The 13,340-nt window shown below is 39.9% G+C and carries 8 protein-coding genes; 6 read left to right on the top strand and 2 right to left on the bottom strand.

Going from position 1 to position 13,340, the window contains the following annotated elements; translation table 11 throughout:
* The coding region (mobA, locus tag C5S62_RS12035; protein ID WP_104405621.1) for a conjugal transfer protein MobA at positions 1-346 on the bottom strand (346 nt) is incomplete at its 3' end.
* A 234-nt stretch (positions 347-580) separates the two neighbouring features.
* Here mobA and C5S62_RS12030 point away from each other — a divergent pair.
* The 6 genes from C5S62_RS12030 (at position 581) to C5S62_RS12005 (ending at position 5,242) form a co-directional block, all read left to right on the top strand.
* Positions 581-883, top strand: a complete 303-nt coding sequence (locus tag C5S62_RS12030; protein WP_104405620.1) for a hypothetical protein — start codon at positions 581-583, stop codon at positions 881-883.
* Positions 884-1,384: 501 nt separating this feature from the next.
* Entirely contained in the window at positions 1,385-1,726 is a 342-nt protein-coding gene (gene rpsF, locus C5S62_RS12025; RefSeq protein WP_104405625.1) for a 30S ribosomal protein S6, read from the top strand.
* 5 nt (positions 1,727-1,731) lie between these two features.
* Complete coding sequence (gene rpsR, locus C5S62_RS12020) at positions 1,732-2,001, top strand: 30S ribosomal protein S18 (protein ID WP_104405619.1); 270 nt, start codon at positions 1,732-1,734, stop codon at positions 1,999-2,001.
* Positions 2,002-2,021: 20 nt separating this feature from the next.
* Complete coding sequence (gene rplI, locus C5S62_RS12015) at positions 2,022-2,471, top strand: 50S ribosomal protein L9 (RefSeq protein ID WP_104405618.1); 450 nt, start codon at positions 2,022-2,024, stop codon at positions 2,469-2,471.
* Positions 2,472-2,592: 121 nt separating this feature from the next.
* On the top strand, positions 2,593-3,342 hold the full coding sequence (gene truA / locus C5S62_RS12010; RefSeq protein ID WP_104405617.1) for a tRNA pseudouridine(38-40) synthase TruA: 750 nt from the start codon (positions 2,593-2,595) through the stop codon (positions 3,340-3,342).
* A 67-nt stretch (positions 3,343-3,409) separates the two neighbouring features.
* Positions 3,410-5,242, top strand: a complete 1,833-nt coding sequence (locus tag C5S62_RS12005) for an alpha-1,3-galactosidase B (protein WP_190311588.1) — start codon at positions 3,410-3,412, stop codon at positions 5,240-5,242.
* A 659-nt stretch (positions 5,243-5,901) separates the two neighbouring features.
* On the opposite strand, the gene sprA is transcribed toward C5S62_RS12005, so the two are convergent.
* Positions 5,902-13,269 carry a cell surface protein SprA gene (gene sprA / locus C5S62_RS11995; protein ID WP_104405615.1) on the bottom strand — a complete coding sequence of 2,456 codons (7,368 nt, stop codon included), beginning with the start codon at positions 13,267-13,269 and terminating at the stop codon, positions 5,902-5,904.
* Positions 13,270-13,340 lie beyond the last annotated feature (71 nt).

Raw genomic sequence — 13,340 nt, 5'->3', positions numbered from 1 at the left:
CGATGGTATGTTTCTCCAACTTGTAGAGCAACGCCATCGCCTTCTTCTCCGAAAAGTGGATGCGTAACTCTTTAACGACCTGATTGTAGTTCGTACCGATGGCACGGAACTGGGCGTGGAAGTCCGACAGTTTGGTGTAGTAGTTCACCAGCGTCTTGTCCACTTTCAGCACCTTGAACTTCTGCCCGAAGAAGTGCGCCTTCAGAAAGACGGCTTTCGCATACACGTTCGATTCCTCGTACATCGTCAGGAACCTGTTCCATTCCACATCGTCGAAGCGCACCATCACGCAGTGCGTCTTCGGGTTCAATTTGGGATTTCTCCCGTACTTGCTCTTCTTTTTCATTCTTCTTATTCTTTTAATTTTATGGCTTGGCCATTGTTTAATCTTTGATTAAGGAACCCCGAAATTATCCGACTGCGGAGGATAATTCTGCCCACGGCAGTGCTGTTTTTTTTCAGTTACTCGGAAGCATTCGAGTAACTGAAAATATGGATTGCCTTAATCATTTCCGCATTGGTAATGAGTTTGATGCAGTTAATCATGGGTAAGTAGGAATCTGTTGCGAATAAAAATACGATGATTGAAGCAATAGCCATACTTGCCATTAGAGCGGCGATACTCCTCTATGTGGAGCGCCAGTCCAACAAAAAGACGATAGAAGGGCAAAGCTATAAAATTAGGCATCTGACAGGTAATTTGAATGAAGATGACAAAAAGGAAAAACAACAACTCCTCGATGATTACCATTTTGATAAGATGGTCAGAGAATTGAAGTCGGAAGATGAATATGCCCAGCTTGAACCAGATGATGTGATAGAAGAAAGGGCAAGGGCTAAGTTCAAAAGTCTGTATGGATATGAATACAGGAAAGGAAAATGAGTTCTTCATCCAAATCAAAGGAGTAGGTTTTGCAGCTCTTATAGACAAGAGTTTGAATAAGCCAGCTATGTTAGGCAGAGAATCATTTAACCGAATAATAAAAACAGTTATGAAACATAAAGCAGAAACTTAGCATAGATAATACTCTCACTTAGAGGATTTATTATTAATCATAGAGGAAATATAAAATCATTATAGAAAAGAACAGTATTACTATAGTTTTCTATATGTTTTCACCAAAGATGTAATTTATTGATTATAAGGAACGTTTGGCTGCGGCGCAGGTTGCCATCGAGGGTTAAGGTTTTAAACACTTTCAAAGAAATTAAAGAGGTATTTTACGTGAATACCTCTTTAATTTTGAATCTACAGACTTGTTTCTTTGATTAAAGATGTGTTGAAAATCAGAAAAAGGAAGAAAAGTTTGCTTATAAAAGAAAAAAAAGGTAACTTTGCGCCGCAATTTTGCAATAAATAATCAATTTAATTATTAACTTTATGATGAATCAGTATGAGACCGTTTTCATTATGACTCCCGTTTTATCTGACCAGCAGATGAAGGAGACGGTCGAAAAATTCAAAGGTATTCTCACTGCTCAAGGCGCTGAGATTATTAATGAAGAGAGCTGGGGCCTCAAGAAGATGGCTTATCCTATCCAGAAGAAATCCACCGGTTTCTACCAGCTGTTAGAATTTAAAGCTGAACCTCAGGTGATTGATAAACTTGAGGTTGGTTTTCGCCGTGACGAACGTGTAATTCGTTTTCTTACAGTGAAACTTGAAAAGTATGCAGCTCAGTATGCAGAAAAACGTCGTAACAAAAAATCTAACAAGGAGGACTAATTACAATGGCACAAGCACAATCTGAAATTCGTTATTTGACGCCCCCTACTGTAGACGTCAAGAAAAAGAAATATTGCCGTTTCAAGAAAAGCGGTATTAAGTACGTAGACTATAAGGACCCTGAATTCCTTAAGAAGTTCCTTAATGAACAAGGAAAGATTCTTCCTCGCCGTATTACTGGCACTTCGTTGAAGTATCAGCGTCGCGTAGCTCAGGCCGTTAAGCGTGCACGTCACTTGGCTTTACTGCCCTTCGTAACCGATTTGATGAAATAATAAAGAAGGAGGTATAAGATATGGAACTCATTTTGAAAGAAAATGTACACGGTTTGGGTTACAAAGACGATATAGTTACTGTTAAAGATGGCTATGGTCGTAATTACCTTATTCCTACCGGAAAGGCTGTTATCGCTTCTGTTTCTGCTAAAAAAATGTTGGCTGAAGAACTTAAGCAGCGTGCTCATAAGTTAGAGAAAATCAAAAACGATGCTTTGGCTTTGGCTGAAAAATTGGCAGCGATTGAACCTATCACAATTGTAACTAAGGTAAGTGCAACTGGAGCTATTTATGGTTCTGTTAATAATTTGCACATAGCAGAAGAACTCGGCAAGCGTGGTTTTGAAATTGACCGTAAGATCATCGCTGTGAAAGATGTTAAGAGCATTGGTTCTCATCAGGCAACGGTTAAGCTTCACAAGGAAGTTTCTGTAGAGATACCTTTTGAGGTTGTTGCTGAAGAAGCTTGATTTTTTCAAGTGTAAAATAAAAAAATACAAACGTTAGAAGTTGGATTTTATTTCTTTCCGACTTTTAACGTTTGCTTTGTTTATATCAATCATCTGTTTTATTATAGTAAGAAAGATATCAATGCGCTATTTCATGTATATTTCTTATGATGGTGCGGCTTATCATGGTTGGCAGATGCAACCTAACGCTATAAGTGTGCAACAGAAAATAAATGAAGCTCTGTCTACGCTTTTACGGATTAATACGGAAGTTGTAGGAGCCGGCCGTACGGATGCGGGAGTTAATGCTGCTATGTTAGTGGCGCATTTTGATAGTGAGACACTCTTAGACTGCGAATGCTTGGCTGATAAAATGTGTCGTATTCTTCCACCTGATATTTCGGTAAATAAAATAGTTCAAGTTCAATCTGACGCTCATGCGCGTTTTGATGCACTTTCGCGTACATACCATTACACCGTTTATACCCATAAAAATCCTTTTAATCGTCATTATGGTGTACGTTTGTTCTTTAGTCCTGATTACGATAAAATGAACTTAGCTGCCAGACACTTGATAGATGTAGAGGATTTTACAAGTTTTAGTAAGGTTAATACGGACACTAAAACCAATATTTGCCATGTTACGCAAGCAGAGTGGGTGAGAGTGAGTGGGGATTGCTGGCGGTTTGAGATTTCTGCTGATCGTTTTTTGCGAAATATGGTGCGTGCCATTGTCGGTACATTGCTTGATGTAGGACGTGGAAAAATTACGGAAGAGGATTTTATTGAAATTATAAAATGCAAGAATCGTTGTTCTGCTGGTGAGTCTGTACCAGGAAATGCATTATCATTGGTACACATAGATTATCCCGATTCTTTATTTGAAGTTTAGCTGTCTACAGCCGCTAATTAGAAAGCAAGTCATCATTAAAAATTAAGTATTATATAAATCTATTATCATGAAAATAAAATTATTGCTACTTATTTTAGTTCTATTGAGTGGATTTAAGGCTTCTCAGGCTGTGGCCAAAGAACGGGTTTATAAATTGGCTGATTATGGTATCGTACCGTCTTCAAGTGATAAATATTTTTGTTCCCGGTTTGATAGTGTCTTGAATATTATAAAGTCGGAAGCATGTAAGGGAGAAAATATCATCATAAAGTTTCAACGTGGCCGTTATCACTTGTATAGTTCTGACGCAAAGGCGTATGAACTATATATATCCAATCATGATCAGGATCAGCCCAAGCGTGTGGGCTTTTTCATGGATAGATTGCAGAATATTACGTTTGATGGCAATGATTCAGAATTTATTTGTCATGGTCGTATGATACCGTTTGTTCTTTCCAATTCGGAAAATTGCCGGTTACGTCGTTTTTCCGTTGATTTTGAGCAGCCTCAGATTTCTCAAATGGAAGTACTTCGTAACGATGGAGAAGCTGGATTGACCTTTCAATTAGCACCGTGGGTTAATTATCGCCAGAAGGAAGATGGCCGTTTGGCTGTTTATAGTGATGACTGGGAGGCCGTTCCGGTTGGAGGAATAGCTTTTGAGAAAAAAACGCGCCATATCGTCCATAATACAGGTGATGTAGGTGTTAACACGAAGGGGCTGCAGGAAATTTCTCCGCGTATTTTTAACGCTCCTAATTGGCGTGATACCCGTTTGGTTCCCGGTACGATTGTGGCTATGCGTACATGGAAGAGACCTTGTCCGGGAATAGTTTTAGACGAGAATACCAACACCGTTTTGCAGGATATTCGTATACATTATGCAGAAGGTATGGGACTCATAGCCCAGCGTTGTACCAATATTACACTTGACGGTTTTTCGGTTTGCTTGCGTGGTCGTAAAGATATGCGTTATTTTACCACACAGGCGGATGCTACACATTTTTCCCAGTGTCGTGGAAAAATTATTTCAAGAGGTGGACTTTATGAAAATATGATGGATGATGCCATTAATATTCATGGAGTTTATTTGAAGGTACGTGAGCGAATCAATGACCATACTTTGCGTTGTAGCTATGAGCATAATCAGGCGTGGGGATTTGCATGGGGTAATGTCGGAGATACCGTATGCTTTGTGCGGTCTATCAATATGGATACAGTAGGAACAACCAATGTCATTACAGATATTCGTCCGTATGATAAGCCGGTGGTTAAAGGATGCCGTGAGTTTATAATTCAGTTGGCAAAAGCCTTGCCGGCCGAAATTTCTGCAGAAAACGGCTATGGCATAGAAAATATGACTTGGACTCCTGAAGTTGTATTTATCCATAATATTGTGCGTAATAATCGTGCCCGTGGTGCTTTGTTCAGTAGTCCCCGACGCACTGTTTGTGAGGATAACATTTTTGATCACACTTCGGGAACGGCTATTTTACTTTGTGGTGATTGTAACGGATGGTACGAAAGTGGTGCTGTCAGAGATTTGGTTATCCGTCGTAATAAGTTTATCAATGCTCTTACGAGTATGTATCAATTTACTAATGCAGTCATTTCCATTTATCCTGAAATCCCACAATTGGCTGCCCAGCGTGACTATTTTCATGGGGGGCGGAAAAATGCTATATTGATAGAGAAAAACCGTTTTTATACCTTTGACTCTCCTTTATTATATGCCAAGTCGGTGAACGGACTCGTTTTCAAGAATAATAAAGTCAGGAAAAACAGTGATTATCCTGCACTTATGCCTGATGCTAATCCCGTTGTCGTTGAACGGTGCCTCAATGTGTATACACCAGGATATCCGGTCTTTGATGGGAACGTTATTACCACTAAAGAATAGTAAGGCAATCTGCCTGTTTAAATTTAGATGGAAGCGTAACTAATTGCCTGATCAGACATTGGTTACGCTCTTGTTTTTATGACATGAAATCTTTCAATACTCATTATGATTAAGAATATAAATAACGTAATTATATACTATTTACATTCTGAAAAATGCCATTGGATATTTCATCCGTCAACAATGAGAAAACGGCCTCTCTGAGATGTTAAAATAAGATGCCGGCATTTTAACATTTCTTGCTTTTGCCTTTTTTTATCATTATATTTGCAATACGGAGCGGACAATTTATGTGAATTGTCCGCTTTTATGTTATCTCCTAAGTGCTTTTTCTGGAAATAAACGGTAGGATTCAAAGAAAAAAGTCCGTATTGCCGTAAAAATTCCAAGTATTACTTTTAAAATTCCGTATCGGCTTTTTATTTTTTCACTTATTCAAGTTACCAAAGAAAGGTGGTTTGTGAATGAAAAACGGCATCGGATTGTATCTTAATGTTAAAAATGTTAATATTGAAGAGAGAGTGTCGGGTTTCCATGAACTGTGTGTATAGTTCTTCCTCTCTCTGTTTTCAGTACTATCTGAATTATATTTTCACACACTATTTGGTTCCCTTTTTTATGATATTATGGGGCGCAATGGGTATAAATTTCTATAATGATTATCTGTTAAGAATAAACTTCAGGCTGACACCGAAATCTTGCGTGGTAGTGGGGTAAGATGATGATGTGAGTAACGGCTGATTCATCTGCCGGTCATAATAAGCCGTTAATGTAAGGAATTTGCTGAGGGCATATTCAGCCGAGAAGGAAATTTGCAACGCCTTATTTCCACTGGTAGCTTGTGAGAGGGAGGTGATGATATCGCGGTTAAGAGCACTTTGATTACGGAGGGAGAAATCAAGGCGTAGATTCAGATCGTTGGAAAATCCCCTGTTGGTCTGGACATTTTGGCGTTCAGTCTCTTGGTCTGACTTTTTGCCGCGTTTGGGGGACCGGACGGTTCGCTTAGGGGCAAAGAGATCAAGCCCCATAACCTTATAACCCATACCTATGACCAAATCGTTGGAACGGGTCTCTGTGATTTGCTGCGATGTCATGCTGAGAGTCAGTACACGGGTTTTGCGGTATTCCACTTTCGCTGTCAGATTATTAAGAAATGTCATGTCTACTCCGATAAGAGGTGAGAAACTTTCGTTGATGCTTACGGTGGAAATATCATACATGCAACTGGGAACAGGGTTGCCGGTTGTGACATCCTGCACAAAACCGAAGCCGTTCATATATTCCTGATAAGACGTGAATGTATTATAGGCACCAACGGAATAGATACTTTTGTACCCGTGGTTGATATTGAAATTCTTGAAAACTTTCTTTATTTTAGGGAATTTTGACAGACCGCTATAGGTAACCGTCCAGTTTGGCAACAATTTGGTCAATGCCGGAAATATGTTAAGCGATGAATTGCCGGAAGCATAAGCGTTGAGGAAAGCTGGAATCATTACTTCCGAAGAATATTTATCGACCGTTCCGTTTGTGGGATTGAAAGGTTTGCCGGCAAAATCGGTTCCATCCGGATAAGAGGCATTAGTGTATATATTTTCAATACGTTGACGATAGCTTTCAAGAGAATTGACGAACTTCTCGAAAGTTTTACTTTTATAGCCGTTGTCTGCCGAACCTCCTTTTTCGAAAGCTGAGCCTAAGGAAATGGTTGTCATCATAAAACTTCCCGTCTGCGTAACAGGCATTCCCTCAAACATATATTGTATACTGCGGGCTTTGTTTACACTGCGGCTGGCATTAAGTTCTATTTTCAAATCTCGCAAAGGTTCCAGCGAGGCGCGTATTTGCAAATCTTCAGCCATATTGGTAGTAGCCGGTGTAATTACACTGTCATTCTGAAGCAACCATCCCTTTTCTGCGGCATGACGAAGATAACTTTCGCCTGTAAAGCCAAAGGCAAAATCTAGACCGGGTTGTAGTCCGCCACCACTGTGCTGGCCGAAATAGTCTCCAATACGAGGCGTGAAACCGGGTATTGTCATGTTGTATTTATTGGTGTACGACACACTGACATTGCGAACCAGCATGAGTCCTCTTGCGGTATATTCAAGGGTTTTGTACCAAATTTGGTCTTCTTTATTACGTCGTGGTATGACTGTGAGTTTTACACGTGCAGTATCACGATTTAAAACAGTTATTCGGTTGGCATCAACAACCTTATAGCGTAGCGCATAACGGGTACCATCTGGTTTAATGGCTATAACACGAATCTTTTTATTCTTTTGATTATGCTGTACTGTTACGGTTGTGTCAGATTTGAGCTGTATTTCTTTTATGAAATTTTTAGGCTTTTCCGTTTTGCTGCTTGATGATGAAGAGGCAAATTTACGGTTTACTTTTTTCAGGAATTTGACATGGTTATAGAGCGTTTCCATGCGCAGACGGACATTTCCGGACATGGTACGTGAGTTGGCTATAGTGTTCCCCATTGAAGTACCGTCATCTAAATCGGCGCCACGCTCCCAATTATAGGTAGAGGCATATTTAATATCAGATGTCAGCCAGTCAAATACCGGAAATTTATTGAGAGGCAGTTGCCAGGAAGCATCGAAATTTTGCTGATAACTCAGAGGAGTACCCATGTTTCGGATACTAGTCCACACTGAATCCTTCCAGGCGGTGTAGCGGTCAGGATAGAGTTCTTTATTTACGGCTGTATATGGCTGTTCTATTTCGGCATTTGTGCCTGAGGAAAATGACATGTGAAGAGTTTTTGTAAAATCCCATCGCAGATTAAAGCTACGATTCCACCGGAAATCACTCGACCATGTCAAGGGCAGGCCAGACTTATCCGAATTTTCCAAGTCACGTTCCTGAAGTTCATAATAATTCCGTATGATATCGGAATTGAATGACACATTTTGCGGTAAAAAATTGAAATTAAATTCTTTGAAGAATTTCAACCATTTGTTTTTGCTCTTCAATCCCCTGAAAGGCTCATAAGCCTTCAGGTTAGGCGAATAATTATAGTTCATATTCCATTTCCAGTCCTGATCCTTTTCCCAAGCCATTGTTTCTCCTGTTGTATGACGGCTACTGGCGGCATAGCTGAAAGAAAAATTAGCAGGATCGTAAGGCATTGGATGGCGCTTTGTAACAATATCAAAACGTACTCCAGACATACTGAAATTCTTGTTAATGACCATTTTATGGGCAATATTCCGTAGGGAATCTTTTTGACTTTCTGTGGCTAATGCCTCAAGAGCTTCTTTCATCTCCATGTCTGTATCAAGAGGATTGTAGCGGGGCACAGTTTTCTCTTTACTATAAGAATAGTATACAGGAGCTTTGAGCTTAACTTTTTCAGGTAAGAAACGACCGGCTTCTACGTTTGTAGTCACACTGTACTGATACAGACTATTGTCGCGTCGTTGGCTGATACTTTCTTCAAGTCCACCAAAACCATCAGTTTCAATGTGTCCGCTTAAATTAACAGAGGCAAAATCGGAAAGTTGTATATTTAACGTACTTTGAGCAGCCCAGCCTCCTTTGTTGGAAAAATTTTGCAGACGCAATTCGTTAGCCCACACTTCGACATTTTTCACTGAACGGGAATTATTACGTACACCGATCATGATAGTGTGTACTTCACCCAATGAAGGATTGCCCATCACGCTGATTTTGTTGTTAGGCTTTTCCTTATCATATTCACTGTATAATTGCGAATAACTGGCAGAACCTTGGGATTTCTGTTTGTTACGATTTTTCTTGGCAATGGTGAATAGTGACAGATCTATGTCAAGCATGTTCTCTTCCGGCCAAACAGCTCTTTGCCCTGAAGGTCCGTTAGAATAATTACCTTCAGGAGTAATTTTAAGAGGTATTTCGTATTCGTAAAAATTATTCTTATAGTCGGACCCCAATCTGACAAACAAGCTGGTCTGACCGTCTTCCAATGTATTTTCGTCAGGTAAGCGATTAGCATGCACGAACATTTGTATATGCTTGTAGCGACGCAAGTCTAGGGATGTGTTCTTGTAAACTGCGCGTGCATCACCTGAAGCCAGATTTTTTACAGTTATGGCAAGAGCCTGTTCATTATTCTGCAAAATTTGTTCTTGTCCCGGATCAATCACGCGACTGATTCCCGGAGGCAATACATAGTTAACAGGAGTTTTTTCATTATTTTCTTCAAAGTTTACGGCTGAGACGCTCATCTGTCCGCTTACATCAGGAGCTTTCCCGCTATAAAGAGCTTGTTCGTAACCTCTCCATTCTCCATGAACGAGATTGAAAGTGCCTAGGCGCAATACTACAGGCTTTGCAAAATCGGTCATGAAAACACGCATGAAACGAATGCTTGAAAAATCATTGATGTTACCTTCTCTTTTTTCATATTGATCGATTGGAATACGAAAAAGGTACCATGTAACCTCTTGAGAGTTGCCATCACGTGTTGTCACACTGGTTTCTCTTTTGTCTACAATGAAATTTTGTCCGACATTCATGGATTCTGGGGAAATATGCACACGGTATTGGTAATATTTCTCATATTCATTAAGCGTGTAATCCTGGTTAATGTCTTCAACATCAGGAGTTGTTTTATAGGCTGTACTATACTTCTCCGGTGAATTTTCTGAATCAACAGAGTTCCCATTAGGATTATTTATGCGTTTATATCTTTCAAGAATAGATGTTTGAGCATTGTCAAAATCTGTGCCTCGGAAATAATGATATTTGTCTGCTGAGGGAGCTGCAACAATAGAGTCATATACTTCCGGACGTACAATGCCTTGTATCTGGTTCAAGAATTGTCGATAAGCCGGATAATTGCGTTCCTGTTCAGAACTAAGTCCATTATATCCAACGTCTTGTTTTTGCCTTGACCCGCTTGACGTGTTGAAAGCATAGGTAATGCTATTTTGTGTCGGTACACGTCCCCATACCGTTTCCATATATTGTGTCGGGTCATCATCTATAGGCAGACCGCTTTCATAGAACTTCTTTCCGTCCTTTAAAATATCTTCACTGATTTCACCAAGGTTGAAATACAAATTACCGGAGATAAAAGAACTGCCGTTCTGGCGTGCCTTAATATAGGGGTCCATCATCCAAAATTCAATATATTCAATATTGGCAGTTTCGAAGTCGGACGTTTCAAGTTTACGCATCATACCTCCCCAACGTTTTTCCGGATTGGCGAGATGCCCATTATAATCCAGATTCGGGTCAAGGTTATATGGTCCACGTTCGTTAGGATAATAAGCCAGATTTAACACATTCAGTGTCGAGGACTCTTTAAAATTAATTTGTTTGTTTGGGAAAAGTTCATTTTTATATACTTCACGTACATCAGGATCTGAAAGTTGCTTTAAGTCTCCTTTAATATGTCCTGGGGTGATAGATGATGAGCGGCGTGTGAAGAGCGGATCAATGTAATACCATGCCAATAAGGCACGGTTATATCCGTAACGTACATCATTGGATAGTTTTGATTCGGGGAAAGACGAAGGGACAGAACTTAAAGTCCATTCCATTGGATTGGAAATGTCTATTTCGTTTTTTGCATTCTCAAAATCATCAATATAAGAAGCGTTTCCCTGCGCTCCTTTATTTCGGCCTGCAATGAGTTGGGCAAAGTCTGCTGTAAAGTTGATACTTGAGGGTTGGGTACAATTCAGAAACGGCAATTTGTCAAGCATATTGGTGAGCCATTGGCTTTGTTTCTTCCATGAAACATTAAGTCCCCAAATTGTGTTGTTCAGCGGTTCACTGCCCATTGCAACTTTGGTGGTTAAAGGTTTTTCGCCCAAATGCATGAGTGTACCTCCCACTTGGAAAGTTTTGGAAAAGTCATATTGCCAATTAAAACCAATCATCGTCTTTCTCTGCATACCATAATTGGTGTCGCTTTCAAGACTGACGTTTATATTGGTGCCGGCATCAAGCAAACTTTGATTAAGAATTGTAACAACACCTGAGTTGTAATCTACCCGATAGTCTGTTCCTTCCATGAGTGTCATGCCTCCGGCTGTAACCACGACAGACCCTCTAGGGATATTCATGGCACCAAGCATGATTTCATTATTCTTGGTAGCTTTATATTGACCTGTGATGAGATATTTGTTTTTCTCTGCAATTTGGCGGGCTATGGTTCGGGTAGAATCATAAAGTTCCTGAAACACATATTTATCAGCTATAGCATCATTACCGATAATCTCACGAAGATGTTGTCCGAATGGTTCTACTACAGGGAAATAGATACGACCGTTTGAAGCATCAATGGTATATCCCTCCACGTAATCAAAATAACCGTTAGGATTACGTTTATTATTATTATCCAGTCTGTCTAACCCTACAAGAGAAAGGATTTTCCGTTCTTTCAATCCAGGTTCTGGAATGTAGGAAAGAAAGACACCGGTTGTATCACTAAGATACTTAATGTCCAACCGGAATTTGTCCTTTTGAACAGATGTGGCTCCTAGTGAATAGACATTTTTCATCATTAAGTCCCAGTTACCCATTTGTGGAGTGTTGGCTGTATTTTTAAGAGACTTCACAAATAAGGCTGCTTTATTGTCTTTTACGTCAGTAGAAAATTCTCCTACTTGATAACGTTGTCCGCGATAAGTATATTCAAAAGCTATGGCCAGTACCTGATCGGTCTGCAACGTTGATTTTAGCGATATATAACCTAGTGAGGTATTGAGAATATATTCAGAACTATTCAACAACCGGGCTGTTTCTAGTTTTTCATAATCTGTTCCCCCTATCAATCCGGCAGCGTCAAGCGTCGGATTGGTAGATGAAATATCACGGGCAGCAACCAGTGTTGAAGTCAGTGTGGCGTATAAATTATTGGAAGCATTGGAAGGGTTTATGTTGGCTCCCGGCACCCACATAGGATTACTGATATGGTCATGCTCTCCTAAATCTGTAAAAGCTACAATATTGCGAGTATTGGAAGTAACACCGGTCTTGTTCGTTACCCATATTTCCACTCGATTTATAGTAATGCCCGATACTATATTGGGCAATTGTGCCATGTTGGCATCGTAATGGGTACGAAAATATTGTGAAAGAAAGAAATGGCGATTTTCATCGTAATTGTCAGCAGAGAATTCAAAATCAGTAAGCTGAACACCACCTTTAGAACTGACACTTTGACTACTCGATTTTTTTTGAGATATAACAGTCTGCATCTTGAGTCTGCCAAATTGCAAGTCTGTGCGTATACCGAAAAGTGAAGAAGCACCACGTATGAGTGGAGAATTAGAAGGGAGTGATACATTACCAGCTTCTATGAGTTTGATGATTTCGTCCTCTTTTCCTTCATAGCGTAATTTAAGATTTTGAGTGTCAAAATTAAAAGTGGCTTCCGAATTGTAGTTGAAATCCAGATTGACCTTATCGCCTACTTTTCCGTTCACACTGAGGTTTATTTTTTCATCAAAGTCAAAACCAAACACCTTGCGGTTACGTTCTGCCAGTGAAGGATTGTCTACAAATCGGGTGTTGGCTCCTATTTTGAGTTCTGCCGATCCTTGTGTCTTTATACGCACACCACCAGGACCGAATATCTTATTGGCCGGTCCCAGATCAAATTTCATGTCAGTAAAATCGAATTTCTCTTTGCCTTTTTCTTGAAATTCTTTTCTATTCCGGTCACGATAATAGGCGCGCATCGACCGTTCGTTTACCCACTTCTGGTATTCTTCAGTCGACATATAAAAAGGAGCTTCCAAAAAATCATCGCCCAGTTTAGTACCAAAGCGGTAAGTACCGGTTTGTTCGTCATAAAAAACATCGGTTTTGAGATTTTCCGGATCTTTCAAATCAGCACTTCCTTTTTGATCATCATTAATGGTACGTGCTGTCGTTGATTTAACTTTATAGCGTGGCTGAATGGTATCGGTCTTGATATCGCTTTTTCCCGTTTCAGGGTCGGTTGTTTCGCTGAAGGCTATATTTGTTGACGGCCACAAAACGGAACCAAACGTCAGAGAATGTGTTGCTATTGACATGAAAAGAGTCAGTAGCAAAGCAACTGGCCATATTTTTTTGTTGAAGAAATGCAAAGAAAAAGAAGTTTTAC

It is taken from the genome of Prevotella sp. MGM2 (genome assembly GCF_002933955.1).
GTDB lineage: Bacteria > Bacteroidota > Bacteroidia > Bacteroidales > Bacteroidaceae > Alloprevotella.
Note: the sequence above shows the minus strand (reverse complement) of the source record. Positions and strands in the feature narration are given on the sequence as shown.

Bases quoted from the DNA above. Each gene is read 5' to 3' on its own strand.
- C5S62_RS12030 (WP_104405620.1), top strand. From the start codon at position 581: ATGATTGAAGCAATAGCCATACTTGCCATTAGAGCGGCGATACTCCTC.
- rpsF (WP_104405625.1), top strand. From the start codon at position 1,385: ATGAATCAGTATGAGACCGTTTTCATTATGACTCCCGTTTTATCTGAC.
- rpsR (WP_104405619.1), top strand. From the start codon at position 1,732: ATGGCACAAGCACAATCTGAAATTCGTTATTTGACGCCCCCTACTGTA.
- rplI (WP_104405618.1), top strand. From the start codon at position 2,022: ATGGAACTCATTTTGAAAGAAAATGTACACGGTTTGGGTTACAAAGAC.
- truA (WP_104405617.1), top strand. From the start codon at position 2,593: ATGCGCTATTTCATGTATATTTCTTATGATGGTGCGGCTTATCATGGT.
- C5S62_RS12005 (WP_190311588.1), top strand. From the start codon at position 3,410: ATGAAAATAAAATTATTGCTACTTATTTTAGTTCTATTGAGTGGATTT.
- sprA (WP_104405615.1), bottom strand. From the start codon at position 13,269: ATGTCAATAGCAACACATTCTCTGACGTTTGGTTCCGTTTTGTGGCCG.